Source organism: Micromonospora lacuserhaii (assembly GCF_036902735.1).
Taxonomy (GTDB): Bacteria; Actinomycetota; Actinomycetes; order Mycobacteriales; family Micromonosporaceae; genus Micromonospora.
Genome location: NZ_JBAKHO010000002.1, coordinates 194,913 through 218,759, shown reverse-complemented (window position 1 = coordinate 218,759; position 23,847 = coordinate 194,913). Strand labels below are relative to the sequence as shown.

21 protein-coding genes are annotated in these 23,847 nt (G+C 70.4%); 6 read left to right on the top strand and 15 right to left on the bottom strand.

What is annotated here, in order from left to right; genetic code table 11:
* Nucleotides 1–109: 109 nt before the first annotated feature.
* Genes mhpA (V6U81_RS02310) through V6U81_RS02290 form a run of 5 tightly spaced genes read right to left on the bottom strand, consistent with a single transcriptional unit; the run spans nt 110 to nt 5,916 of the window.
* Nucleotides 110–1,618 (bottom strand): bifunctional 3-(3-hydroxy-phenyl)propionate/3-hydroxycinnamic acid hydroxylase MhpA, encoded by a 1,509-nt coding sequence (gene mhpA, locus V6U81_RS02310; RefSeq protein WP_334483638.1) that lies wholly within the window; start codon nt 1,616–1,618, stop codon nt 110–112.
* Nucleotides 1,615–1,971 (bottom strand): DoxX family protein, encoded by a 357-nt coding sequence (locus V6U81_RS02305; protein ID WP_334483636.1) that lies wholly within the window; start codon nt 1,969–1,971, stop codon nt 1,615–1,617. The genes mhpA (V6U81_RS02310) and V6U81_RS02305 overlap by 4 nt, the downstream gene beginning before the upstream one ends.
* A complete protein-coding gene (locus V6U81_RS02300; protein ID WP_334483634.1) occupies nt 1,968–3,851 on the bottom strand; it encodes an acyl-CoA synthetase in 1,884 nt (627 codons plus the stop codon). The genes V6U81_RS02305 and V6U81_RS02300 overlap by 4 nt, the downstream gene beginning before the upstream one ends.
* On the bottom strand, nt 3,848–4,786 hold the full coding sequence (locus V6U81_RS02295; protein WP_334483632.1) for a fumarylacetoacetate hydrolase family protein: 939 nt from the start codon (nt 4,784–4,786) through the stop codon (nt 3,848–3,850). The genes V6U81_RS02300 and V6U81_RS02295 overlap by 4 nt, the downstream gene beginning before the upstream one ends.
* Nucleotides 4,783–5,916, bottom strand: coding sequence for a VOC family protein (locus V6U81_RS02290; RefSeq protein WP_334483629.1), 1,134 nt, complete (start codon nt 5,914–5,916; stop codon nt 4,783–4,785). The genes V6U81_RS02295 and V6U81_RS02290 overlap by 4 nt, the downstream gene beginning before the upstream one ends.
* 138 nt (nt 5,917–6,054) lie before the next feature.
* Between V6U81_RS02290 and V6U81_RS02285 the strand changes: the two genes are divergently transcribed.
* A complete protein-coding gene (locus tag V6U81_RS02285) occupies nt 6,055–6,702 on the top strand; it encodes a TetR/AcrR family transcriptional regulator (protein WP_334483626.1) in 648 nt (215 codons plus the stop codon).
* Between the two features lie 39 nt (nt 6,703–6,741).
* On the opposite strand, the gene V6U81_RS02280 is transcribed toward V6U81_RS02285, so the two are convergent.
* The 4 genes from V6U81_RS02280 to V6U81_RS02265 all read right to left on the bottom strand — a co-directional run bounded on the left by V6U81_RS02280 (nt 6,742) and on the right by V6U81_RS02265 (nt 11,109).
* A complete protein-coding gene (locus V6U81_RS02280) occupies nt 6,742–7,905 on the bottom strand; it encodes an FUSC family protein (protein WP_334483623.1) in 1,164 nt (387 codons plus the stop codon).
* 252 nt (nt 7,906–8,157) lie between these two features.
* Nucleotides 8,158–9,282 (bottom strand): FUSC family protein, encoded by a 1,125-nt coding sequence (locus V6U81_RS02275; protein ID WP_334483620.1) that lies wholly within the window; start codon nt 9,280–9,282, stop codon nt 8,158–8,160.
* 133 nt (nt 9,283–9,415) lie between these two features.
* Nucleotides 9,416–9,736, bottom strand: coding sequence for a low temperature requirement protein A (locus V6U81_RS02270; protein WP_334483774.1), 321 nt, complete (start codon nt 9,734–9,736; stop codon nt 9,416–9,418).
* 191 nt (nt 9,737–9,927) lie between these two features.
* Nucleotides 9,928–11,109, bottom strand: a complete 1,182-nt coding sequence (locus tag V6U81_RS02265; protein ID WP_334483617.1) for an AI-2E family transporter — start codon at nt 11,107–11,109, stop codon at nt 9,928–9,930.
* Nucleotides 11,110–11,282: 173 nt separating this feature from the next.
* Here V6U81_RS02265 and V6U81_RS02260 point away from each other — a divergent pair, with 173 nt between their 5' ends.
* A complete protein-coding gene (locus V6U81_RS02260) occupies nt 11,283–13,169 on the top strand; it encodes a glycoside hydrolase family 15 protein (protein WP_334483614.1) in 1,887 nt (628 codons plus the stop codon).
* Between the two features lie 20 nt (nt 13,170–13,189).
* Here V6U81_RS02260 and V6U81_RS02255 read toward each other — a convergent pair whose 3' ends face one another.
* The 4 genes from V6U81_RS02255 to V6U81_RS02240 are packed head-to-tail and all read right to left on the bottom strand — an operon-like array spanning nt 13,190 to nt 18,215.
* Nucleotides 13,190–14,740, bottom strand: a complete 1,551-nt coding sequence (locus V6U81_RS02255) for a long-chain-fatty-acid--CoA ligase (RefSeq protein ID WP_334483611.1) — start codon at nt 14,738–14,740, stop codon at nt 13,190–13,192.
* A 30-nt stretch (nt 14,741–14,770) separates the two neighbouring features.
* A complete protein-coding gene (gene mhpA / locus V6U81_RS02250) occupies nt 14,771–16,375 on the bottom strand; it encodes a bifunctional 3-(3-hydroxy-phenyl)propionate/3-hydroxycinnamic acid hydroxylase MhpA (protein ID WP_334483609.1) in 1,605 nt (534 codons plus the stop codon).
* The gene (locus tag V6U81_RS02245) at nt 16,372–17,358 is read right to left on the bottom strand and encodes a VOC family protein (RefSeq protein ID WP_334483607.1); all 987 of its coding nucleotides are present in this window, start codon (nt 17,356–17,358) and stop codon (nt 16,372–16,374) included. The genes mhpA (V6U81_RS02250) and V6U81_RS02245 overlap by 4 nt, the downstream gene beginning before the upstream one ends.
* Nucleotides 17,355–18,215 (bottom strand): alpha/beta fold hydrolase, encoded by an 861-nt coding sequence (locus V6U81_RS02240; protein ID WP_334483605.1) that lies wholly within the window; start codon nt 18,213–18,215, stop codon nt 17,355–17,357. Before V6U81_RS02240 ends, V6U81_RS02245 begins: the two co-directional genes overlap by 4 nt.
* A 119-nt stretch (nt 18,216–18,334) precedes the next feature.
* On the opposite strand from V6U81_RS02240, the gene V6U81_RS02235 reads away from it, so the two are divergent.
* The 4 genes from V6U81_RS02235 to dmpG are packed head-to-tail and all read left to right on the top strand — an operon-like array spanning nt 18,335 to nt 21,748.
* Nucleotides 18,335–18,979: a TetR/AcrR family transcriptional regulator gene (locus V6U81_RS02235; RefSeq protein WP_334483602.1), complete on the top strand. Its 645-nt coding sequence runs from the start codon at nt 18,335–18,337 to the stop codon at nt 18,977–18,979.
* On the top strand, nt 18,976–19,791 hold the full coding sequence (locus tag V6U81_RS02230) for a 2-keto-4-pentenoate hydratase (protein WP_334483599.1): 816 nt from the start codon (nt 18,976–18,978) through the stop codon (nt 19,789–19,791). The genes V6U81_RS02235 and V6U81_RS02230 overlap by 4 nt, the downstream gene beginning before the upstream one ends.
* Nucleotides 19,791–20,729, top strand: a complete 939-nt coding sequence (locus V6U81_RS02225) for an acetaldehyde dehydrogenase (acetylating) (protein ID WP_334483597.1) — start codon at nt 19,791–19,793, stop codon at nt 20,727–20,729. Before V6U81_RS02230 ends, V6U81_RS02225 begins: the two co-directional genes overlap by 1 nt.
* Nucleotides 20,726–21,748 (top strand): 4-hydroxy-2-oxovalerate aldolase, encoded by a 1,023-nt coding sequence (gene dmpG, locus V6U81_RS02220; RefSeq protein ID WP_334483594.1) that lies wholly within the window; start codon nt 20,726–20,728, stop codon nt 21,746–21,748. The genes V6U81_RS02225 and dmpG overlap by 4 nt, the downstream gene beginning before the upstream one ends.
* A 74-nt stretch (nt 21,749–21,822) precedes the next feature.
* Here the strand turns inward: dmpG and V6U81_RS02215 are convergent, their stop codons facing one another.
* Nucleotides 21,823–22,998, bottom strand: a complete 1,176-nt coding sequence (locus V6U81_RS02215; RefSeq protein WP_334483591.1) for a low temperature requirement protein A — start codon at nt 22,996–22,998, stop codon at nt 21,823–21,825.
* 193 nt (nt 22,999–23,191) lie between these two features.
* Nucleotides 23,192–23,818: a TetR/AcrR family transcriptional regulator gene (locus V6U81_RS02210; protein ID WP_334483589.1), complete on the bottom strand. Its 627-nt coding sequence runs from the start codon at nt 23,816–23,818 to the stop codon at nt 23,192–23,194.
* Between the last annotated feature and the right edge of the window lie 29 nt (nt 23,819–23,847).

Here is a 23,847-nt window from a genome sequence, read left to right as displayed (position 1 = left end):
CTCTCCCCCGGGGGCGAGCGTAACGACGCTCCCATCGGTAGCGGTGCTCAATCACCAAACTGCGGACTGGGGCCGTTGACAACAACCGCAGAACGTCCGAGCCCTTTGGTCACCCGCCAAGTGGGCGGACAGCATCGATCATCCGGGGAAGCAGTCGGCGGCCGGCATGGAGAACGGTGCCGTCGGGGCGGACGACGGCTGCGCGAGCAGCGCCCGTCCCCAACCATCGGTGCAGTTCGCTCGCCGGGCGGGCAACGATCAGAACTGCTCCGCGCTGTTCGATGTCGGCCCGTTGGGCGGCGGACGGCTCGATGGACGTGACGATCGCGAACCGGCCGGCGGCCACATCGTCGAAACGTCGGTCGCCGTCGATGATCGCGTTCGGGCACAGCCCGCCGGCGAGGCCGCGGCGCAGCCGTGGCCGCACCACGAGGTCGGAGCGGTGCAGCGGGGGTGTCCGGCTGTCCGTGGCCAGGTCCGTGAGGCCCGGCACCAGGTGCAGCCGCGGCGCCACCGCGCGGCGGATGATGTTGCCTACCTCGCCGCCGGCCGTCATCGCGGTGCCGATGAACTTCGCCAGCTTGATCATGGCGCGGGCGTGGTGCCTGCGTTCGATCTGGTAGGTGTCGAGCACGGTTTCGGGCAGGGTCCCGTCGAGCACGCCGGCGAGTTTCCAGGCCAGGTTCATCGCGTCGCGCACCCCGGCACACATGCCCTGGCCGATGAACGGTGGGGTGAGGTGGGCGGCGTCGCCGAGCAGGAACATCCGGCGGTCGCGCCAGCGGTCGGCGAGCTGCGCGCGGAAGGTGTACTCGGCGAGGCGGACGATCTCCAGCTCCGCGACGGGGATGTCCCCGGTCCACCGCGAGATCAACGGATGCAGCCGGGCCATGTCGCGGTAGTCGTCGGCGGTCTCGCCGGGCGTCAGCTGGAACTCCCAGCGATAGCGGGTCTTCCCGATCCGCATGTAGGTGCCGGCGCGGGCCGGGTCAGAGAGCTGGTGCACGCCCTCCCACTGGTCGAGGTCGGCCTCGGTGACCACGTCGATGACGAGCCAGCGTTGCGTGAAGCCCAGATCCTGCATGGTCGCGCCGACGGTGGCCCTGGTCAGGCTGTTGGCGCCGTCGCACCCCAGGACGTACGCCGCCCGGACGGACTCGTGCTCACCCGTGGCGGTGTCGGTGACGTCGACCCGCACCCCGTCCGCGTCCTGGGCCAGCGCGGTGACCTCGGCGTTGCCGCGGAGGGTGACCGTGCCGTACTGCTTGAGGTTGCGGCGGAGGATCGCCTCCAACTCCGGCTGGTCGAACATGCTTCCCTGGGGGTAGCCGTGCCGGCTCGGCGTCGTGTCGCGTTGGAACTCGGCCAGCACCCGCATGTTCCGGTCGAGGAGGCGCAGACCCCGGTGCGGGCGGGAGATCGCGGCGAATGCGTCGCGGAGCCCGAGCCGCGCCAGGATGCGGTGGACCTCGTCGTCGAGGGCGACCGCGCGGGGCTGGGGGTAGACCGACTCCCAGCGATCGAGGATCAGGCACTCGACGCCGTACTGGGCGAGCAGCGTCGCGGCGGTGAGCCCGGTGGGGCCCGCGCCGACGATCACCACGGGAACGGTCCTCATCGGGCCGCCATGAGATGAAGGGCGAGGTAGCCGACGACGAGGAGTCCGCAGACGACGGCCGGGGCGTACTTTCGCGGGCCGTCACCCTTACGAAGATGTACGACGACGGCTCCGCCGAGCAGGAGCAGCAGCCCGGCGCCGGCGAGGGTGCCGATCAGCGGCTCGATCAGGCCGACGAGCAGGCCGATCGCCCCGGCTGCCTCGAGCAGGCCGATGCGGCGATAGGCGGCGACGGAGAAACCGGCCTCGGCGGCCAGCTCCCGCATGGGTTGCACGGCGAGGATCTTGGCCGCGCCGAGAGCGAGGAAGATCAGGGCGAGCAGCACCGCGAGGATGGCCGCAGCGAGCGTCATGGCTTAACCACCAATCGCCATTCAATGGCATAACGGCCCAGGATGGCCGTGACGGCCGCCTCGTCGGCGGATGGAGAAACGGTCACGACCACCACGATGGAGTTGCCCTTGATCGTGGCTCCGACCTCGTGGACCCCCGGGACCTTGTCCAGCGCGGCACCGACCTCCCGACGGATCGCGTCCGTGCGCAGCGCGGGCTTGTAGAGCTTGCCCACTGCGGTGACCGGCAGCTCGTCGAGGACCGTCACGGCCTTGGGGGCGGCGGTACGCTCGAGCACCCGGTCGCTCGCCCAGTCACGCAGTTCATCCTCGGTCACCGTGGCGCCCGGCGCGAGGGTCACGTAGGCGACGGGTACCTCGCCGGCGTGGACGTCGGGACGCCCCACCGCGCTGGCCGCCGTGACCTGCGGGTGCGACAGCAGCGCGTCCTCGACGATGGCGGGGTCGATGTTGTGCCCGCCGCGGATGATGAGGTCCTTGGCCCGGCCCGTGAGGTAGATGAAGCCGTCGTCGTCGATGCGGGCGAGGTCGCCGGTGTCCAGCCAGCCGTCGACCAGCTTGCCCCGGCCATCCAGGACCGCGCCGTTCCCGTCGCGGCCGGTGACGTAGCCGGGGAAGACCGTGGGTCCGCTGATCGCCAGCAGACCGGTCTCTCCGGGCGGTAGGTCTCTCCAGGTTCCGTCCGCGGCGACCACCCGTAGCCGTTGGTAGGGCAGGCGCTGCCCGACCGAACCCGGCCGCGACACGTCGGGGAAGCTGCGCGCGCTGGCGCAGGTCGCCTCGGTGAGTCCGTAGCCCTCGACGAGGACTGTCCCGGTGTGGGCCTGGAAGCTGTCCCGGACCGCGGCGGGCAGCGGTGAGGCGCCCACCATCGGAAACCGCAGGCTGCTGATGTCGGCATCGACCGGGCACTGCGCCAGCGTGGCGTACACGGTGGGCACGGCGCTCATGGCGGCGATCCGGTAGTGCTCGACGATCTTCCAGAACGCGCCGTACAGTGCCGGGTCGCGGTAGCCGAGCGGACCCGCCCACACCGCCGTCTGCCCCTTGAACAGGGGCGCGAGCAGGGTGACCACGAGCGCGTTCACGTGGAACAGCGGAAGGGCCGCGAAGACCACGGTCTCCTGGTCGAACAGCGCGCTGGCGGCCAGCATCCACCCGTCGGTGACCTCGTTGGCGTGCGTGTGCGCGGCAAGTTTCGGAACGCCGGTCGTGCCGCCGGTGTGGAACATCGCGGCCAGATCGGCGGACCGGGGCGGGTCAGCGTGGAAGCCGGAGGAATCCATGGCCGCGGCGAGCTCGCCGAGGTACCCGGTGCGCACGCCGTCGATGGCCGGCAGCGGCTCCGGGGTGCCCGCGGCGCCGGTGGGCCGGAGCGCGAGGATCACGTCCAGCAGGCCGTCGCGGGCCAGCGACTGCGCGGTGTTCCACGTGTCTGGCGCGAGGTCGGGCCCGGCCGTGATCAGCACGCGGGCTCCGGAGCGCCGGATGAGTTCGGCGAGGTATTCCCGGGACAGGCCGCCGCCCAGGGGCACCGCGATCCCCGCGAGTTGCGCGGCCAGCGTGGCGGTGATCAGCTCGGCGCAGTTGGGTGCCATCAGGGCGACCGCGTCATTCCGCCGCACCCCGAGGTCGTGGAACAGGTTCGCGTACCGGTGGACATCGGCCAGGAGCTCGGCGAAGGTACGGCGCAGCGGCTCACGCCAGTGAGCGGCGTCCGGCAGGACGCTGATCGCCGTCCGATCCGGCCAGCGCGTCGCCGCTCGCGCGAGCAGCGCGTACGTCGACTCGGGCAGGCCCCGCGCCGCCAGCGGCACGGCCTCGATGGCGGCCAGGTCGGCGGGCGTGGCGTAGGCCGGCCACAGCAGCGGCCCGGTCATTCGGCGTACCTCACGACGGTGCGCTGCCGGCCCAGGTCGATCGCGCCGTCGTCGGTGGCGATGGTGGCCTCGACGACGTCGCCGTCCTGGAGGTACTTGGGGTTGCGGGCCTGACCCTTGAAGAACATCTTCCACTTCACCGCGGGCGGCAGCAGCGAGACGAGGAACATGACCGGCTTCGGCGGCGCGCTGAGGGCGGTTCCGACAGGCGTGCCGGTCAGCAGCAGGTCGCCGGGGTCGATCCGCTGGAAGCGGGTCAGCGCCTGCAGCGCCTGGGCCGGGCGGTAGATCATGTCGGCGACGGTCATGTCCTGCCGGAGCTCGCCGTTGACCCACAGCTTCAGCCGGAGGTCGATGAACCGCTTGAGTTCGTCGGCGTCGAGCAGCACCAGCGCGGGGCCGACCGGGGTGAAGGTCGGGTAGGACTTGGCCTCGTAGAACTGGGTCTTGGGCAGCTGCACGTCGCGTGCCGAGATGTCGTTGGTGACCACCAGGCCCGCGATGTAGTCGGCGAGGTTGTCGTCGGTGACGGTCGTGCCGACCGGCATCTCGCGGACGAAGACCAGGCCGATCTCCACCTCGTAGTCGAGCAGACGCACGTGGGCGGGGCGGACCACGTCGGCGAACGGCCCACTGATCGAGCCCGAGGTCTTGCGGAAGAAGGTCAAGGGGACGGTTGCGGGATCTCCGCCGCTGTCCTTGACGTGCGAGGCGAAGTTCGTCATCTGGGCGACGACACGGCAGGGCGCCGTCACCGGGGAGACCAGGGCAAGGTCGTCGACCGGGACCGTGTCGCTGCTCGTCGCGGCCGCGAGGATCGCCGGCCGGTCGGCCAGCAGTTCGGCGGTGGTGGTGGCATTGGTCTGCACCTTGGCGGCGCCGGTGGGGGTGAGCACCCACCAGGCGTCGGCGGTGCGCAGTACGGAGGTGCTCATGAGGTAAACGCTCTCATCAGGCCGCGGAGGCGGTGGAGGTTGAATTCGTTGTCCTCGCGCAGTGCGCCGACGACCGCGCGCAGCTCGCGAAGCGATTCCCGGCCGGGTCTCATGCCGAGGAAGTCCTTGGTGGCGGGCGGACCCCACTGGGCCAGCCCCGAGGCCGCCATCGGCGCCCAGCCCGGCTCGAGCGTGCAGTCGAACAGGTCGCCGTCGGTGAAGTGCTCGACCAGGAAGTCGTCCGGGTCGCGCCAGTAGTCGAAGATCTGGCTGCCCTGGATGTGCCGGCCGATTCCCCAGGACCGCTGGTAGCCCCGGTCGAGCAGGTGCTCCCCGCCGGCGGCCAGCGAGTCGAGGTCGGGGACCTGGTAGGCGGAGTGCACGTACCGGTTCGCCGGGCCGAGGGTCATCGCGAGCGTGTGGTGGTCGGTGGGCGTGCTGCCGAGATCGCAGCGGATGAAACTCATGACCGGGCCGCGCTCGCGCTGTCCCTGGTGGTAGAGGAAGTCGCTGACGATCAGGCCCAGGTGCTCGAGATACCAGTTGAGCGTCTCGAGGTATCTGGTGGTCTGCAGCACGACGTGACCGAGGCGCTGCACCTTGGCCGGCTCCCGTGGCGGCCGCTGGGTGGCGTTCGTCCGCGCCACGTCGTGCCCGACGTTGAACGTCAAGGTCTGCTGCGCGGGCAGCGCGGAAAGCTCGTGCGTGCCCGCGACCACGCGGACCTGCACCCCGCTCGGGTCGACCAGATCCACCGTCACCCCGCCCAGGCTCTCCGGCAGGGAGGTCATCGTCCTCCCGGTCGCCTCCGCGAGCCGTAGCACGTCGTTCGGCTCCGCGGCCTTGAAGGCGGGCCCGATGAACCGCGAACGGGGCCCCCGGCGGATGAGCACGCAGGGCGAACCCGGGTCGGTGCCCCGCAGGTGCAGCTCGTCCTGGGTGCGCAGCGTCGTCGTGAAACCGAAGGCCTGGGCGAACAGCTCCGCCCCCTCCAGATCAGGCTTCTGGAACTCCAGCCAGGCCAGGTCGTGCACCTTGACGATCGGGTTGCGGGACCGCCCCGGGTGCTCGCCCGACAAGGCACCCTGCTCGCTGTGCAGACCCGTATGAGGATCGTGCCGGTCGCTCATGTGTCGCCCTCCTTTCAAGGTGCTGACGAAATCGTCACTTACGAGTTTAGCCTCAGTCAAGAGCAGATGACGATTTCGTCACCGCTGAAGGTCACCGGGGTAAGGTGAGCGCAGATCGACCTCGGGGAGGTGAACAGGATGGCGCAGCAGACCAGGCACGCTCCGAACCGCCTGGAACGGCGCAAAGCGCGTACCCGCTCCGCGCTGTTGCGCGCGGCCCAGGCCTTCATCGCCGCCGGGAAGCTGAACGTCCCGATTCTCGAGCTCACCCAGACCGCCGACGTGGGGATGGGCTCCTTCTACAACCACTTCGACAGTCGGGAGCAGCTCTTCCAGGCTGCGGTGGAGGACGCGCTCGACCGCTACGGAGCCCTGCTCGACGAGCTGACCGTCGGCCTGGACGACCCGGCCCACGTCTTCGCGCAGAGCTTCCGGCTGACCGGACGCCTTCACCGCCGCAGTCCCGAGCTGAGCAAGGTCCTGCTCAGCAACGGCCTGGCCCTGGCCGGTTCCGACAAGGGACTCGCGCCACGAGCCCGGCGCGACATCGAGGACGGCGTCCGCGCCGGCCGGTTCAACGTGCGCGACCCCGAACTCGCGATGGTGACTGTCGCCGGCGCCGCGTTGGTCCTCGGGCAACTGCTGCACGACCACCCCGAGCGCGACGACGCCGCAGCCACCGACCAGGTCGCCGAGGACGTGCTGCGCATGCTCGGCCTTCCGCCCGACGAAGCGCACGAGATCGGCCGGCGGCCGTTACCCGCGCTCGACGGTGTCCGCCTGTAAGACCGATGTCCATCCGCCCGAGCGGGCCGCCGGCCGATCCTAGGCAGTGGCCGCCTCGCGCACCGTCCGGTTGGCCGCCTCCGGCTCGTAACCGGTCGCGCGGAGCAGGTCACTCGCCATGGTGCGCAGCTGGATCACGATGGCGTCCGAGAAGGGCTTCAGGCCCTTGTGGTAAGCCTGGCCGGCCAGGTATGCCCCGTCCAACACCGCGTTGCGGGTCTGGTCGAACGGCCCACCCGCCCGCGCCTCCCGCCTCAGCAACTGGATCGCCTCGGCGAACCTGTCCACGGCGCCGGGGAGTTCCTCCGGCACCGGCTCGTCGTACTGCAAGGTGGTGGCCGCCCAGCGGGCCAGCGCCCGGCACCCGAGGACCACCCGATCGATGTGCTGGATGCCGCGCCCGTAGTGCTCGACATCGCCCCGGCGTCGCCAGCGCGCCGGCGCGATGGTGGTCACCTCCTCGGCGCCGCCCAGGGCCTCGTGCATCCGGGCGAGATCGGGTTCCATCGCGCTCAGCTGATCCAGCGCCCGTATCGCGCGGTCCGGGTCGCGCCGGGCGAGTGCGTGTGCAACCTCTCGAAGCTGCGTGTGGAGGGTCTCGGCGACCGGTGTGGTGGCGCGGTCGAGGATGCGCATCGGGTTGATCGGTAGAAGCAACGCCACCACCGCCAGGCCGATGGCGCCGCCCACTCCCGCGTCGACGATCCGCGCCCATTCGAGGCCCTGCTCCACATGGGAGATCGTGGCGATCAGCACAGCGGTACTGCCCGACTGAGCGACCAGCGCACCGCTGCGCCCGGTCATCAACAGGGCGACGGCGATGGCCAGCATCACCACCAGGCCGATCTGCCAGGGCCCGAACCCGAGAGAGCGGATGAGGAGATCACTGACAATCAGGCCCAGCCCCACGCCGAGCATCAGCTCGGCGGTACGTAGGGCGCGCTGCCCGAGGGCGGCGACGATCGTGCCGACGGCCGCGCTGGGCGCGAAGATCGGTGCGGGGCGACCTAGGACGTCGTGCGCCAGCCCCCAGGACAACGTCGCGGCAAGCCCACATTGCGCTGCGACGAACAGGATGATCGTGAGCAGCCGCAGCCTCAGCCGACCTGCCTCACCACCGCGACGCCGAGCCTCCGCCGTCAAGTCCTTGGCGCGCCCGGCAGCGGCGTTGGGGCGAGCCCCGTCTCGCCGGTCAGCAGCCATGGCGCGGGTTACCCGACCCGCCCCTCACAAACCTCCGACCCTTCCTGCCGCTGCCCGCCAGCGATCGTCTAACGGGGTGGTGACGCTGGCTCGGCTGGAAATCTTCGGGTACGGAGCCCGTCGGCGACGGCGACGCCGGCGAGGATGAGTGCGGCGGCGTTGGCTACCTCGAGCGGCGGCACCCGCCTCATGGCTGGGGTGAGGGCGACGAGGGCGAGCGCGTCCGCCCAGCCAGGAGGGCCCTCGACCGGCCTAGAGGTTGACGGCCTCGCGCACCATGCGGTTGGCCGTGTCCGTCTCGTATCCAGTCGCCCGTAGCAGGTCACTCGCCGCCGTGCGGAGCTGAACCACCAGGGCGCTCCCGTACGACCCCAGGCCTTTCCGGCACGCCTGCCCGACCAGCCGCGCGACGTCCAGTACCCCCTGGCGGGTCTGCTCCAACGGCTCAACCTTTCGTGCCTCCCGCTGCAGCACCCGGACCGTCTCGGCGAGCCTTTCCAAGGCGGCAATGAGCTCCTCCGGCACCGGCTCGTCGTACTGCAGCGAGGTCGCCGCCCAGCGGGCTATCTCTCGGCACTCGAGCGCCACCCGATCCATGTACTGGATGCCGCGCTGGTAGCGTTCGACATCGCGTCGCCGCTTCCAGCGGACCGGCGAAATCATGGTCACCTCCTCGGCGCCACCCAGGGCTTCGTGCAGCCGAACGACGTCGGCGTCCATACCGCGGAGATGGTCGAGTGCCCGCACCGCGCGGTCCGGGTCCCGCTGCCGGAGCGCCTGCGCGACCTCTTGAAGCTGCGATGCGGTTGTCTCGACCAGGGGTGCGGCGGCGCGATCGAGAGTGCGCATCGGGTCGATCGGCACCAGCAGGGCGACCACCACCAGCCCGACGACGGCACCCGATCCGGCTTCGATGAGCCGCGCCCATTCCAGGTTCTGCTGGACCGGCGACAGCGTGGCGATCAGCACCGCGGTGCCGCCCGCCTGGGCGACCAGCGCGCCGCTGTGCCCGGTCATCAGCAGGGCGATGGCGATGGCCAGCGCCACCACCAAGCCGATCTGCCAGGCCCCGAACCCGATGAAACGTAGTATGACGTCGCTGATGAGCAGGCCCAGCGCGACACCGAGCATCATTTCGGCCGTACGTCGGGTGCGCTGTCCGAGTGCGGCGACGATCGTGCCGACGGCCGCGCTGGGCGCGAAGACCGGCGCGGGCCGTCCCGCCACCTCGTGCGCGAGCCCCCAGGCCAGGGTGGCGGCGAGCCCGCACTGCGCCGCGATGACCACGATGATCTCGGCTTGACGCAGCCGCAGCCTGCCGGCCTTACCACCGTGGTGTGCAGCCCGCGCCGCCAGGTGTTTCGCCTGCTCGACCACCTCCTCAGGGCGGGGCACGGGGCTCCGGTCAGCGGCCATGGCGGGGGTTACCCCGCCCGGCCCGCACAAACCTGCGACCCGTTCTCCCTGTCGAGCCGTTGCGGCCGCACCAGGACCAGGTTGACCGCTCGTTTCAGCCCGGTGGTGACGGCGGCTCGGATGGGAGTCTTCGAGTACGGGCCGCGTCGGCTACGGCGACGCCGGCGAGGATGAGTGCGGCGGCGGTGGCTACCGCGAGCGGCGGCACCGGCCTCATCGCCGGGGTGAGGGCGACGAGGGTGAGCGCGCCAATCACGCGGGGGAGAGACACGCGTCCGAACACCGCGTACTCGAAGGTCGCCCGTCCGGCGAGGAACAGGGCGGGTCCGCCGAGGATGACGAGGATCCAGACCGAGTCGGTGTGGCCGAGCGGATGCTGGATGACGAGCTCAGATGCGCCAGCAGTTGCTGCGATAGGCGGAAGAACGCGAGGACGAAGACCAGGTCGAAGAACAGTTCCAGGAATGCCGGCCGCCCCTGCTCGGGTTTTCGCAGGAGTCGCTCCGCCCTACCGGTCGTCATCGGTCGCCCGTTTCTGCCGTTTCTGCCAGCGCTTCCACGTGGACCGAGCGCGCCTGAGCTGGCGGCACGCCGTCGTCAGCCCGGTCAGTCGGCGGTCGGTGGCCGGTCCCGGTGACCGGAGTGCCGGCTGCCGGCCGTCCCACCGTCCCTCGGGTGGTCGCCCGCCGGCTGGTCCGGGCCGCCGCCCCCCGCGCGGTCCGCGGGGCCGGCCGCTGCCGGCACGGAGCCGGCTTGCCGGTTGGCGGGGACGAACTCACGCAGCAGGATCCGCGCGATGCCGGCGGCGGGGATGGCCAGCAGGGCTCCCAGGAGACCGCTCAGCTCCGCGGCGAGCAGCACGCTGACCAGCACGGTCAGTGGGTTCAGTTGGACCGCGCGGGACATGATGACCGGTTGCAGCAGGTGGTTCTCGACCTGCTGGTAGACCACGAAGAAGACCAGCACGACGACCCCGGCGGTGGGCGAGTGCAGGAAGCCCGCGCCGCCCGCGACGATGGCGCCGAGGGTCGCGCCCACCAGCGGGATCAGGTCCGCGATGGCGACCAACAGCGCGATCACGGCGGCGAACGGCACGCCGGTGAGCGCGAGCACCACGAAGGTCGCCAGGCCACAGATGAGGCTGATCAGGAGGTTTCCGCTCAGGTAGCCGGTGATGGTGCGCGCCGACGCCCGGCCGATGCGGCGTAGCCGCTCGGCCCGGGCGCCGCCGGCCAGGGCCAGCGTCCCGGCGGTGATCCGTGGCCCCTGCACCACCATCAGGTACGCCAGCACCACCACCGTCAGCACTCCGGCGACGCCCTGAACCGTCCCACGGACCAGCCCGACCGTCGACCGGCCGAGCTGGCCGCCGAAGCGCTGGAACTGATCGGCGTGGGCCTCGACGTACTGTCGCAGGTGGAACCGCTCCAGCAGCTCACCGACCGGCCCGCGCCCGGCCCGCGCCTCGCGCAACAGGTCCGGCGCCCGGTCGGCGAACCGGGCCAGCTCGTCCAGCAGGGGCACCACGATCAGTACGCCGAGCGCGGCGAGAGTCACGACGGCGGCCAGGAACACCAACAGCGTGGCCGCCGCCCGACGCCGGACGATCCGTCGTTGCACCCGGTCCACCAGGGAATTCAGCGCCACCGCGAAGAACGCGGCGACCACCACCCAGATCAACACCCGCCGGGTCTCCCACACCAACGCCAGCCCGACCAGGGTGGCGAGGACCAGACCGATGACGATCAGCGCCTGGCGGGCCGTGGACCGGTCGTCGGCGTTGCTCATCGGGCGCGGCTACCCTTCGCGAAACAAGCGAAACACCAGCGGAGCAGCTTCGATCTCTGGGCGTGGAACTCGTGCGTCCGGAATGGCGCTGGTCCTGACCAATGTGCGCCGCTGATCTTCCGGCAGCACCTACGGTGAGGGCAGTGGCAGGGGTCCTGGTAGGAGGTCGGTGAGTGGAGCCGTATCCGATCGTCGAGTCACATGGCCTGATCGGGGACCTGCAGACAGCGGCGCTGATCGCGGACGACGGCACCCTTGACTGGTTCTGCGCGCCGCGGTTCGACTCGCCCAGCCTCTTTGCCGGACTGCTCGACCACAAAAGGGGCGGGTATTTCCGTATCGCACCCGATGGCGCCGACCACGTCAGAAAGGAGCAGTTGTACCTGCCGGGGACACCGATCCTGATCACTCGTTTCCTGACGTCCGACGGCGTGGGTGAGGTCATCGACTTCATGCCGGTCGCCGGCGATACGCCGACCGATCGTCATCGCCTTGTTCGGCTTGTCAACGTGGTTCGGGGCACCATCCGGCTCCGGATGGATTGCCAGCCGCGATTCAACTACGGGCGCGACCGGCACGAAATCGAGATGTACGCCGACGGCGCCGTTTTCCGCAGCCCGACGCTCAGCATGACGGTGCATCGGGTCCGCCACGCCGACCAGCCCCCGGACGAAGTCGAGTTCGAACGCGACGGCGACGGGGTGCGCGCCTTCGCCACCCTTCGCGAGGGTGCCACCGGCGGCGTCCTCGTCGAAACCGGCTCGGGTGAGCCACCCCGGCTCATCGGGCCTCAGGAGATACGGGCCATGTACGAGCAGACCCGTGACTATTGGCGGGCCTGGCTCAGCGGCTCCTGTTATCGCGGACGGTGGCGGGAAGCGGTGGAGCGCTCCGCCCTGACGCTGAAACTCCTCACGTACGCGCCGACCGGCGCCCTGATCGCCGCTCCGACCGCGGGCCTGCCGGAGCAGGTCGGCGGGACCCGGAACTGGGACTACCGCTACGCCTGGATCCGCGACGGCTCAGCTTCGGTCTACGCCCTGCTCGGTCTCGGCTTCACCGAGGAAGCGCGCCGATACCTGCTGTGGCTCAACGATCGGATCTGTGATGCGGCCGGCCGTGCGGCGCCGCTGCACCACCTGTACCGCGCCGACGGCTCGACCGCCCTCGACGAGGAACTCCTCGATCACCTGGAGGGCTATCGAGGCTCACGCCCGGTGCGGATCGGCAACGCCGCTGCCGACCAGCTCCAGCTTGATATTTACGGCGAGGCGCTGAGCGCCATCCACTTCGCCGACTCGTATGGACTGCGCAGCTCCTATCAGGCGTGGCTCAACACCGTGAAGTCCATCGACTGGCTCTGCGAGCACTGGGATAGACCCGATGAAGGGATCTGGGAGACCCGGGGCGGCCGCCAGGACTTCACCTTCGGCCGCCTCATGTCCTGGGTGGCTGTCGACCGGGCCATCCGCCTTGCTGAGCGGTACGGGGTACCCGGCGAAGTCGACCGCTGGAGCACCGAGCGCGGCCGGATCTACCACCAGATCATGAACCGGGGTTACCACCCCGCACGCCGGGCGTTCGTGCAGCACTACGACACCGACGTCCTGGACGCGGCGCTGCTCATGATGCCGAGCGTGGGGTTCATCGCGCCCGACGATCCGATGTGGCAGTCCACACTGCGGGCGATGGACGACGAACTCGTCTCGGACAGCCTCGTCTACCGGTACAACCCCACCGCATCGCCCGACGGCCTGCCCGGCAACGAAGGCACCTTCAGCATGTGCACCTTCTGGTACGTCGAAGCCCTGGCCCGCTCGGGACGTCTGAACGATGCGCTGATCACCTTCGAGAAGATGCTCACCTACAGTAGCCACCTCGGTCTCTTCGCAGAGGAGATCGGCCCGACCGGCGAGCAGCTCGGCAACTTTCCCCAGGCCTTCAGCCACCTCGCACTGATCAAGGCCGCGATGACCCTCGATCAACTCATGGACGCTGCACCGGGACCGTGTCGCGCTCCGCTCGAAACCCTGGTAGCGCGACACTCACCGCGTCCGTGAAGACTCGTCGCCAGTTCCGTTCACGCCTCGTCGCGAAGCCTACGCTTCAAGATCTTGCCGGTGGAGGTCATGGGCAGGTCGTCCCGGAACTCGACGAGGCGGGGGTACTTGTAGCTCGCCATCCGCTCCTTGCACCAGCCCACCAACTCGTCCTCGGTCAGCTGGGATCCCGCTTGGCGGATCACGAAGGCCTTGACCTCCTCGCCGTGTGACGGGTGCGGCACGCCGACCACGGCCACCAGGCTCACGTCCTGGTGGGTCATCATGGTCTCCTCGATCTCCCGGGGATACACGTTGTAGCCGCCGCGGATGATCATGTCCTTGGTCCGGTCGACGATGAAGTAGTAGCCGTCCTCGTCACGGCGGGCGAGGTCGCCGGTGCGGAACCACCCGTCCCGGAGCACGTCCGCGGTCGCCTCGGGGCGGCCGTGGTAGCCCTTCATGACGTTGTGTCCCCGGATCGCGATCTCACCCGCTTCGCCCTCCGGCACCTCGTTCCAGTCGGCGTCGACGAGCCGCATCTGTACGCCCCAGACCGGCTGCCCGATCGAACCGGGCTTCGCCTCCCGCCCGGGGTGGTTGAACGAGGCGACGGGGCTCGTCTCGGAGAGGCCGTAGCCCTCCCGGATCCGAACGCCGTACAGCTTCTCCCCCTGCTCCAGGATCTCCACCGGCAGGGCGGCGCCCCCGGAGATCGCCATGCGGAGGTGTGCCGTGATCGCGGCGACGTCGGCCTTCTCCCGGCCGGCGGAGAGCAGGCCCCAGTACATCGTCGGCACCCCGGCGAAGAAGGTGACCCGCTCGCGCTCCATCAGCGTCAGCGCCGTGCCGGCGTCGAAGCGCGGCAGGAGAACCAGCGTGGCGCCACCATACATGCCGGCGTTCATCTGCACGGTCTGCCCGAATGAGTGGAACAGCGGCAGCGTCACCAGGTGGACATCCTCATCGACGGCGCCGAAGAGGCGCCAGCACGTCACGGCGTTCATGACCACGTTGGCGTGGCTGAGTTCGGCGCCCTTGGGCTGTCCCGTCGTCCCGCTGGTGTAGAGGATCACCGCGGTGCCGGTGGCCTCCGTGATCACCGTCTCGAACCGGGTGGCCCGGCTGGCGAGTGCGGATCCCAGCGTGGTGGCGCCCTCGATCGGGCTCGGTGCCTGGGGGTCTGCGGTCATGAGGAAGAAGTGGTCGCACCCGTCGGCACCGCGGAAACCCTGCCAGCCCTCGCTCCCCATGGGCAGCTCGGGGCTGCCCTCGAAGCAGAAGTACGCCTTGGCGCCCGAGTCCCGCAGGTGGTAGGCGATCTCACCGGCCTTGAGGAGCACGTTCAGCGGTACGACGACGGCGCCGGCCTTGAGGATGCCGTAGTAGACGATCGGGAAGTACGGAAGGTTCGGGCACGACAGCGCGACGCGCTCGCCCGGCCGGATGCCGCTGTCGACGAGCAGATGTGCGACCTGGTTCGCCGCACCGTTGAGTTGGGCGTACGACAGGCGGGTGTCACCGAGCACGACGGCATCCCTGCTCGGCAGTCGTTCGGCGGTGCCTTCGAGCATGAGCGCGAGGTTGAGCATCCTGGCTCTCCTTGGGTGGGTCCGGTCAGGTCAGGGCATTGCCGTCGCGGCAGGCGGTGGCGGGTGTTCGCCGACGGGCGCCTGCGGCGCGGCGACGAACGGTGGGCGGGGCAGGTCGGCGTCACCGGTGGCGGCGGCGTAGACGACGGCGTCGGGGCGGAGCGCGAGCACGGTGGCGCGGTGCTGGCGCATCCAGGGGATGAGCACGTCGTCGCTGTCGACGATCGTGCCGGGCGCGGGGGCCGAGCCCGCCGGCGTGACCTGCCGGCACGACACTGCGCCGGCCGCCCAGGCCGACCACGGGCGGGCCGGGCCGGTGTGCAGCAGCGTCCACCGTCCGGCGAGCACGTCGTCGAGACGAGCGTGGTCACCGCCGTCCGTCTGGACCCACGGCTGTGGGAGCTGGTTGCCGACCGCCCGATTGCCACCGGTGTGGTCCAGCAGGCCCTTCCGGTAGCTGGTGTCCGGGAACCACCCGGCCTCCTGCATGTAGGCGCGGAAGGCCGGGACCCGCATGAGGACCCGGAACGCGGCGTTGCGCACGGCCGCCAGCCCGGGACGTCGCTCGGTGATGATGCGTCCGAATCGCACCGCCTGCGCGGTCATCTCCCGCACGTGTGGTTTGCGCTCGACCTCGTAGCTGTCCAGAACGTCATCGGGCAGCTCACCGCGCAGCACCGCGGCCAGCTTCCAGCACAGGTTGCCCGCGTCGCGTACGCCGGAGGACATGCCCTCGCCGATCCACGGCGGCATCGCGTGTGCCGCGTCGCCGGCGAGGAAGATCCGGCCGACGCGCCAGCGTTCGGCGAAGCGGACGTGGTGGCTGTAGACCACGGCGCGGAGGATCTCGACCTCGTCGGGCGTCCGGCCGTAGCGGCGCAGCAGCCGCCAGATGTAGTCGTGGCTGACCAGATTCTGCTCGTCCTCGCCGGGCAGGACGGGGAACTCCCAGCGGTGGTGGCCCAGCGGGGTCGGGCAGTCCACGGCGGGCCGGGCGGGGTCGCAGTGGAAGCGCAGTCGGTCCACGGTGTCCCAGTCCCGCTTGACCTTGGTGTCGATGACGACCCACCGGTCGTGGTAGGTACGGCCGTCGAAGCCGGTGCCCAGCTGGGTCCGGATCGGGCTGGAGCCGCCGTCGGCGGCGATGAGGTAGGCCCCCCGCAGGGTACGTAGCGTGTCGTCGGTCAGGTCCCGCGCGGTGACGGTGACACTGTCGCTGTCCTGCTCGACGGCCTCACATTCGTGGCCGAGGAGGACCTCGACGTTCGGGTAGCGGTCCACACCGTCGCGGAGGACCTGCTCCATGGCCGGCTGGTAGATGAACAGCTGCGGCGGGTGCCCGTTGCCCCGCGGAGCCGGCGCGAGGCTCAGGAACGACCGCCCACGGGCGTCGACGAAGTCGATCGGCAGGCCGGCGAGCATGTCCTCCTTGAGCCGCTCCGCGAGGCCGAGTCCCTGCCAGATCCGGATCGTCTCCTCGTCCGTGGAGATCGCCCGTGCGCGGGGAAAAATGGAGGCGTCGCGCTCGACCACGGCCACCCGTACGCCCATGCCGCCGAGCAGATTGGCGGCGGTCACGCCGACCGGGCCGTATCCGGCGATGATGACGTCGTAGTCGCGCAGTTCGGTGTTCATGCGGTGGCTCCGCTCAGTGCCGGGACGGTGACCTCCGCCCGGCGCAGCGAAGCCGCGCCGTGGCGGAACTGGTTGAGCTTGTCGATGACGGTCCGGCCCTCGGGGGTGTGCCCCCAGATGCTGATCCCCTGGTGGGTGGTGGGTTCCCAGGTGGCCTCGTCGACGACGATGGGATTCCAGCCGACCTCCCACTCGAAGCCGGACGGCGTCCGGACGTAGTAGGAGAGCTCCTTGTCGTTGGTGTGCTGCCCGATGCCGAGGGCCATGGTGAAGCCGAGTTGCTTGAGACGCTGGTAGGAGGTGGTCATGTCGTCCAAGGTGGCGACCTGGGTGTTGAGGTGCTGGACCGCGGTGCGGATCGGATCGATACGCAGGCCCTCGGTGTTGGCCACGGCGACGGTGTGGTGGCGGCCGTTGACCCGCAGGAACCGGATCCGGAAGCGCACCCTGCTGATCGTCTCGACGATGAAGTCGCTGAGCCGGGCGTCGAGCAGGTTGTCGTAGTAGCGGTGGATGGCGTCCGGCTGCCGTGAGCTGATGGCGATGTGACCCATGCCGGCGTCGCCGGTGACGAAGCCGCTGGCCCGCATGTGCAGCGGGGCGGTGGTGGTGACCGCGGTGGTGTACAGCTCCTGGACCAGGCCCTTCGGGCCGGGGAAGCGCACCAGCCGTTGCACGCCGCGCAGCGCCGCCTCCTCGTCGTGGCCCTGCTCGACGGTGACGCCGCGGGCGGTGATGCGGGCGACGATGTCGTCGAACGCCGCGTGGTCGTCGACGTGCCAGCCGACCGTGGTCACGTCCTCTGCGGGGCCCCGTTGCAGCAGCAGGCGGCACTCGTGGTCGTCCAGCCGAAAGCGCATCCGGTCGCGGTCGAGTTCGTCGACGTGCAGGCCGACGCCGTCGGCGCCGAAGCGGCGCCAGTCTGCGAACCGGGTGGTCTCGATGCACAGGTAGCCCAGGTGCACCTTGCCGAAGACGTTCATGCGGACTCCTCGGAGAGGAAGGCGGCGGTGAGGGCGTTGAACAGGTTCGGGCGTTCCCACTGCACCCAGTGGCCGGTCCGGGCGACCAGGTACAGGTCGCAGCGGGGCATCCGCTCGGCGAGGAGCCTCCCGCCGGACGGCCGGTTGACCTTGTCGTCGGCGCCCCACAGCACGAGCGTGGGCGTGGCGGCCCGGGACAGCCGCTTGTCCCGCAGCAGATCCATCCGCAGCAGGGTGCGTAGCCCGGCGGGGCGCCGCAGCGGCGGGTTGGCGACCACCTCCGGGTCGATGCTCGCCTGGTACCGCTCCTCGATCATCTCGGCGGGGACGGCCGTGCCGTCGTAGACCAGGTCGTCGCGGATGAACCGTTCGAGCTTGGTCCGGGTCGGGCCTTCGCCGCCGTAGTAGGCGAGCAGCCGCTTCAAGCCGGGAGTCGGCGGACGTCGGGTCGTGCCGATCCCGCCCGGGCCCATGAGGATCAGGCGTCCGACCCGGTCGGGCCGGTCCAGGGTGAGCCGCAGCGCGGCGGCGCCACCGTAGGAGTTGCCGACGAGGTGGGCCCGGTCGATGCCGAGCGCGTCCAGCAGCCCACGAACGGCGCCGGCGAGGTCACCGAACGGGTCGGACTGGTCGATGTGCCTGCTGGACCGGCCGTAGCCGGGCAGGTCCGGCACGATCACCCGGAACCGCTGTGCGAGGGCGTCGATGTTGCGGGCGTAGTTCGACATCCCGGAGGCCCCGGGCCCGCCGCCGTGCAGCAGCACCACCGCCTCACCGGCTCCCCGCTCGGTGACGGCGATGTCCCGCGCACCGACTCGCACCAGCCGCTGATCCGCGGTGACTTCCTCGACGCTCACTTGACCTCCCGCGACCCGACGCTGTTAATGTAGCGATCGTTCCAGTTGTAGTGGCCGCTACGGTAGGCTCCGCTCCTAGCGTCGTCAAGACATCAGCCGGAAACACAGGGGAGCGAGCGATGACGGAATCTCGGGGGGAACGCAAGCGCCGGGCCAACGGCGAGGAGTCCCGCAGGCGCATCCTCGACGCCGCCGCCGAGATCGCCGGTGAGCGCGGCTACGAGGGCACCAGCATCGCGCTGGTCAGCGAGAAGTGCGGCCTGCCCGCCAGCTCGATCTACTGGCACTTCAAGAACAAGGATGACCTCATCGCCGCCGTCATCGAGCGCAGCTTCGACATCTGGGTCGACGTACTCGCCCTCCCCGGCGACGACAGCGAGCCGATGCCGGAACGCCTCGCCGCGATGGCGGTGAAGGTCGCCAGGACCCTGCTGGACTCGCCCGACTTCCTTCGCCTCGGGCTCATGCTCACCCTCGAGCGCCGCCCGGAGGAGCCCAGCGCCCGGCGCGTGTTCCTGCAGGTCCGGGACGTCGCCCGCGCGCGGCTCGCCGCCGTGCTCGCCAGGGTCGCCCCGGACGCCGACCGGGACACGATCGAAACGATCACCACGTACGCCATCGCCGCCACCGACGGGCTGTTCATCGCCAAGGAGATCGGCGGCGACAGCGTCGACCTGCCGCGGCTGTTCGAACTGCTCGCCCGCACCCTGTACGACAGCCTCACCCGCCTGACCGGCGGCAGTCCCGCCACGGAGGCCCCATGACCACCGGCACCACCGACCCCGTTGCCGCAGCCTTTCGTCGGTTGCGCACCGCCGCGGAGACCCGCACGCCGTGTCCGCCGGTCCGCGACCTCATCGGCCCCGACGACGAGACCCTCGCCTACGCCGTTCAGCGCCGGTCGACCGAGGCCGGGGTCCGGGACGGCAGGCGGCCGGTCGGGCGCAAGGTCGGGCTCACCTCCCTGGCAGTGCAGCGCCAGCTCGGCGTCGACCGGCCCGACTTCGGCATGCTCTTCGACGACATGGCGTGCGCGGAGTCCGCGGTGATCAGCCTCGACCGGCTGCTGCAGCCCCGCGTCGAGGCCGAGATCGCCTTCGTCCTCGCCGACGACGTCGTCGACCCGGGCGTCACCGCCGTCACCGTGCGCCAACGGGTCGCCTACGCGGTGCCCGCGCTGGAGATCGTGGACAGCCGTATCGCCGGCTGGGACATCAGCTTCGCCGACACCGTCGCCGACAACGGCTCCAGCGGCCTGTTCGTCCTCGGCGCCGACGGGGTCCCCCTCGACGCCGTCGAACCGGTGGCGGTGCAGATGACCATGCTCGTGGACGGTGTACCCGCCTCGACCGGCTCGGGCAAGGCGTGCCTCGGCGACCCGCTGGACGCCCTCGCCTGGCTCGCCCGGACCGCCCTGGCCCACGGCGACCCGCTCCGCGCCGGCGACGTCGTGCTCTCCGGCGCACTCGGGCCGATGGTCCGGCTCGACCAGGGCATGCACGTCCGCGCAGACCTCACCGGCCTCGGCAGCGTCGAGGCCACCTTCACCACCCCCGTCACGAGAGGCGGCAGTTGATGTCGCGTACGAAGGTCGCCGTCATCGGATCCGGCAACATCGGCACGGACCTGATGATCAAAGTCCTGCGCCTGTCGCAGCACCTCGAGATGGCCGCGATGGTCGGCATCGACCCCGCCTCCGACGGCCTCGCCCGGGCCCGCCGCCTCGGCGTGCCCACCACCGCCGAGGGAGTCGCCGGCCTCATCGCGATGCCCGACTTCGCCGACATCGCCGTGGTCTTCGACGCCACCTCGGCGGGGGCGCACCGGGCCAACGCCGCCGCCCTCGCCCCGTACGGCAAGCGGCTCGTCGACCTCACCCCGGCCGCGATCGGCCCGTACGTCGTACCCGCGGTGAACCTCGACGCGCACCTGGACGCCGGCAACGTCAACATGGTCACCTGCGGGGGACAGGCCACCATTCCCGTCGTCGCGGCCGTGTCCCGAGTGACGCCCGTGCCGTACGCCGAGATCGTCGCCTCCATCGCCTCCCGGTCGGCCGGCCCCGGCACCCGCGCCAACATCGACGAATTCACCGAGACCACGGCCGCCGCCATCGAACAGGTCGGCGGCGCCCGGCGCGGCAAGGCGATCATCATTCTCAACCCCGCCGAGCCGCCGATGATCATGCGGGACACCGTGCAGTGCCTCATCGGCCCCGCCGACCACGACGCCGTCCGGGCCAGCATCGAGCAGATGATCACGGAGGTTGCCGCGTACGTCCCCGGCTACCGGCTCAAGCAGCCCGTGCAGTTCACCCCGCTGGCCCCGGACGAACCGGTGCACACCCTGCTGCCCGACGACACGACACCGGTCACCACCAAGGTGACCGTCCTGCTCGAGGTCGAAGGCGCCGCCCACTACCTCCCCGCGTACGCCGGCAACCTCGACATCATGACCTCCGCGGCGCTCCGGGTCGCCGAACGCCTCACCGCAGCCCAGGGAGCCATCCGATGACCGCCGCCGCACCCGCTCGCCGCCTGTTCATCCAGGACGTCACCCTGCGCGACGGCATGCACGCCACCCGGCACCGCATCACCCCGGCCGACGTCACCCGGATCGTCACCGCCCTCGACGCCGCCGGCGTCGATGGCATCGAGGTCGCCCACGGCGACGGGCTCGCCGGCGGCAGCCTCACCTACGGCCCCGGCAGCCACACCGACCGGCAGTGGATCGAAGCGGCCGCGGCCGCCGTCACCCGCGCCCGCCTCACCACCCTGCTCCTGCCCGGCGTCGGCACCGTCCACGACCTCGAACAGGCGCACGCCCTCGGCGTACGGTCGGTTCGGGTGGCCACTCACTGCACCGAGGCGGACATCGCCGCCCAGCACATCGCCACAGCCCGCGAGCTGGGCATGGACGTGTCGGGATTCCTCATGATGAGCCACCTCGCCGAGCCCAAGGAGCTCGCCGCTCAGGCCAAGCTCATGGAGTCCTACGGCGCCCACTGCGTCTACGTCACCGACTCCGGAGGACGGCTCACCATGGACGGCGTCCGCGACCGGGTGCGGGCGTACCGGGACGTTCTCGACCCGGGCACGGAGATCGGCATCCACGCCCACGAGAACCTGTCCCTCTCCGTGGCCAACAGCGTCGTCGCCGTGGAGGAGGGCACCACCCGCGTCGACGCGTCACTCGCCGGCCACGGCGCCGGCGCCGGCAACTGTCCGATCGAACCGTTCATCGCCGTGGCCACCGTGCAAGGCTGGCAGCACGGCTGTGACCTGTTCGCCCTCCAGGACGCCGCCGACGACCTCGTCCGGCCGCTGCAGGACCGGCCCGTCCGCGTCGACCGGGAAACCCTCACCCTCGGCTACGCCGGCGTCTACTCCAGCTTCCTGCGCCACGCCGAAACCGCCGCCCGGCAGTACGGGCTCGATGCCCGGGACATCCTGCTGGAGGTCGGCCGGCGCAAACTCGTCGGCGGGCAGGAGGACATGATCCTGGACATCGCCCTCGACCTGAGCCGGAGCTGATCGTCCGACGAGGCAGAGGTCAACCAACCGGTACGCGGCTGACGCAGCGGATGGGGCTCATGCTGCGCGAGGACTCACCTCAGCGGGGCGGGTGGCTTGGGCTCTCGCCCGCGAGCGCGCCACGCGTCCGCGACGACGATTCCGACCAGCACGGCCGTGGCGCCGGCACCGGCGACCAGCGGAGGAGCGTGCCACACGGCCGGGATCAGCAGGCCGAGGGCGAGGAGCCCGATCAGCCGTGACGGGGAGATCCGGCCGAAGACCTGCAGCTCGAAGGGAGCCCGCCCCACCAGGAAGAGTGCCGGACCGCCGAGGATCGCCACCAGCCAGTTCGGTTCCGGCTGGCCGGTGGGCTCGATGATGTACAGCTCGAAGCCGACACCAGCGAGGACGACACCGGAGATCATGATCAGATGATTCAAGGCGGCCGTCACGGATTGCCGGGCCGGATCGCGGGCGGCGGTGATGGCCAGCGGCAGGAGCAGGCCGGCCCGGTAGAAGTAGATGCGCCAGAGCTGCACGATGCCGACGAAGGCAAGCGCGAACCCCATCCCATGGGGGAGGGTGATGTCGCTGTCGGAGAACGCCAGGCCGGACACGAAGACGGCCTCGCCCAAGCTGATCAAAAAAATCTGCTGCAACCGCTCGGCCAGGTGCTCGCCCGCGACCTGTGTGCCGGCCCATCGGCGAAAGCCGACCACGAACCCGGGGAGCTCGATGGTCAGCGCAAGTGCCCAGAGCGCACCGCGCAGAAGCGGGTCGTGCACCAACGCCCCCGCGATCCACGGAACTGTGCTTCCGCCGAGCGACAGTAACCCTGGTAGTGCGGACCCCTCGGTCCGCACTTGCCTGACCAAGAAATAGACCAACAGACGGCTGACCCGCACCGCAACCCAGGCACCGGCGAAGACCAGGGCCCGATCCTCGAACCCCTGCGGCACCGAAACCGCCATGACGGTGGCACCGGCCATCGAGGAGAACACGACGAACTGACCCGGCCGCGAATCCGGACGCACCCGGCTGGTCAACGCGGCAGTGGTCTGCCACATGAGCCAGAGCCCCAGAAACAGCAGAAGGGTCTCAGCGAACTCACTGAACCCGAGCCCTCCGGAGTGGAAGTCGTCCAACAGCCGCAAGCTGATCCGGTTGAGCGCGAAGACGAAGACGAGATCGAAGAACAGCTCCAGGATGCTCGCCCGCTGCCAGTTGGCCCCCTCCCGTACGCGCCGCTCGCGGCCCGGCTCATCCATCCGTCATCAGTCTGCTTCGCCGCCGCAGGCGCGCACGGCGTTCGCCTGCGGCAGCAAACCTCCTCGGGCCAGGAAACACGAGGCGGAATATCCGGAGCGGAAGGCGATAAACCCGCCATATCCGACCTCCGTCTGCCAGCCGGGACGTCGGCGGGATGAGACCTTGGCAGGTGCGGTCCAGCTCAGCGGGAGGTCATCGGGGCAGGTGAGCCTCGATGCCCGCGATGAGGGTCTGGACTGCGAATGTGAAGCTGCGGTCGCCGGCTGGGTCGGCGCTCGATGCGGTGGCCGGCCCTGCTGTGGTCGTGGGTTGCAGGGCGGCGAGGCGACCCAGGGTCCCGTTGCCCTCGGCGAGAAGGAAGCCCGAGAAGAGGCTGGCGAGGACCGCTCCGACGGCGGCGACCTCCGTGGTGGGCACGCCCGCGCTGGTGAGGATGCCGGTCAGCCCGGTCCAGAACGGGTCTTCCGGCTCGATGAAGTCCGGGCTGGCCAGGCTGTGCACGATGAGGTTGGGGTGCCGGTGCGCCAGCGCCCGGAAGTCCTCGGCGAACCGGTGCAGCTGTTCCTGCCAGGTCCCACCGTCGACCTGCGGCTGGAACTGCGCGGCGACGAGGTTCTTGACGCCGCGCAGCAGGGCGGCCTTGTTCGGCACGTGGTGGTAGAGCGACATCGGGTTGACGCCCAGCACCGCGGCCAGTTTCCGCATGCTCAGCGCGCCCACCCCGTCGGCGTCGACGAGTCGGAGCGCCGCGGTGTAGATGCCCTTTTCGGTGAGACGTGCGTCTCCTCGGCCGCTTGAGGCCTGTCCGGTCGTAGCCATACACCGTATGTTAGCAGCAGCCATACAGT

What these genes read in the sequence shown, in the direction of transcription:
- mhpA (WP_334483638.1), bottom strand. Translation starts at nt 1,618, where the DNA reads ATGAGGACCGTTCCCGTGGTGATCGTCGGCGCGGGCCCCACCGGGCTC.
- V6U81_RS02305 (WP_334483636.1), bottom strand. Translation starts at nt 1,971, where the DNA reads ATGACGCTCGCTGCGGCCATCCTCGCGGTGCTGCTCGCCCTGATCTTC.
- V6U81_RS02300 (WP_334483634.1), bottom strand. Translation starts at nt 3,851, where the DNA reads ATGACCGGGCCGCTGCTGTGGCCGGCCTACGCCACGCCCGCCGACCTG.
- V6U81_RS02295 (WP_334483632.1), bottom strand. Translation starts at nt 4,786, where the DNA reads ATGAGCACCTCCGTACTGCGCACCGCCGACGCCTGGTGGGTGCTCACC.
- V6U81_RS02290 (WP_334483629.1), bottom strand. Translation starts at nt 5,916, where the DNA reads ATGAGCGACCGGCACGATCCTCATACGGGTCTGCACAGCGAGCAGGGT.
- V6U81_RS02285 (WP_334483626.1), top strand. Translation starts at nt 6,055, where the DNA reads ATGGCGCAGCAGACCAGGCACGCTCCGAACCGCCTGGAACGGCGCAAA.
- V6U81_RS02280 (WP_334483623.1), bottom strand. Translation starts at nt 7,905, where the DNA reads ATGGCTGCTGACCGGCGAGACGGGGCTCGCCCCAACGCCGCTGCCGGG.
- V6U81_RS02265 (WP_334483617.1), bottom strand. Translation starts at nt 11,109, where the DNA reads ATGAGCAACGCCGACGACCGGTCCACGGCCCGCCAGGCGCTGATCGTC.
- V6U81_RS02255 (WP_334483611.1), bottom strand. Translation starts at nt 14,740, where the DNA reads ATGCTCAACCTCGCGCTCATGCTCGAAGGCACCGCCGAACGACTGCCG.
- mhpA (WP_334483609.1), bottom strand. Translation starts at nt 16,375, where the DNA reads ATGAACACCGAACTGCGCGACTACGACGTCATCATCGCCGGATACGGC.
- V6U81_RS02245 (WP_334483607.1), bottom strand. Translation starts at nt 17,358, where the DNA reads ATGAACGTCTTCGGCAAGGTGCACCTGGGCTACCTGTGCATCGAGACC.
- V6U81_RS02235 (WP_334483602.1), top strand. Translation starts at nt 18,335, where the DNA reads ATGACGGAATCTCGGGGGGAACGCAAGCGCCGGGCCAACGGCGAGGAG.
- V6U81_RS02230 (WP_334483599.1), top strand. Translation starts at nt 18,976, where the DNA reads ATGACCACCGGCACCACCGACCCCGTTGCCGCAGCCTTTCGTCGGTTG.
- V6U81_RS02225 (WP_334483597.1), top strand. Translation starts at nt 19,791, where the DNA reads ATGTCGCGTACGAAGGTCGCCGTCATCGGATCCGGCAACATCGGCACG.
- dmpG (WP_334483594.1), top strand. Translation starts at nt 20,726, where the DNA reads ATGACCGCCGCCGCACCCGCTCGCCGCCTGTTCATCCAGGACGTCACC.
- V6U81_RS02215 (WP_334483591.1), bottom strand. Translation starts at nt 22,998, where the DNA reads ATGGATGAGCCGGGCCGCGAGCGGCGCGTACGGGAGGGGGCCAACTGG.
- V6U81_RS02210 (WP_334483589.1), bottom strand. Translation starts at nt 23,818, where the DNA reads ATGGCTACGACCGGACAGGCCTCAAGCGGCCGAGGAGACGCACGTCTC.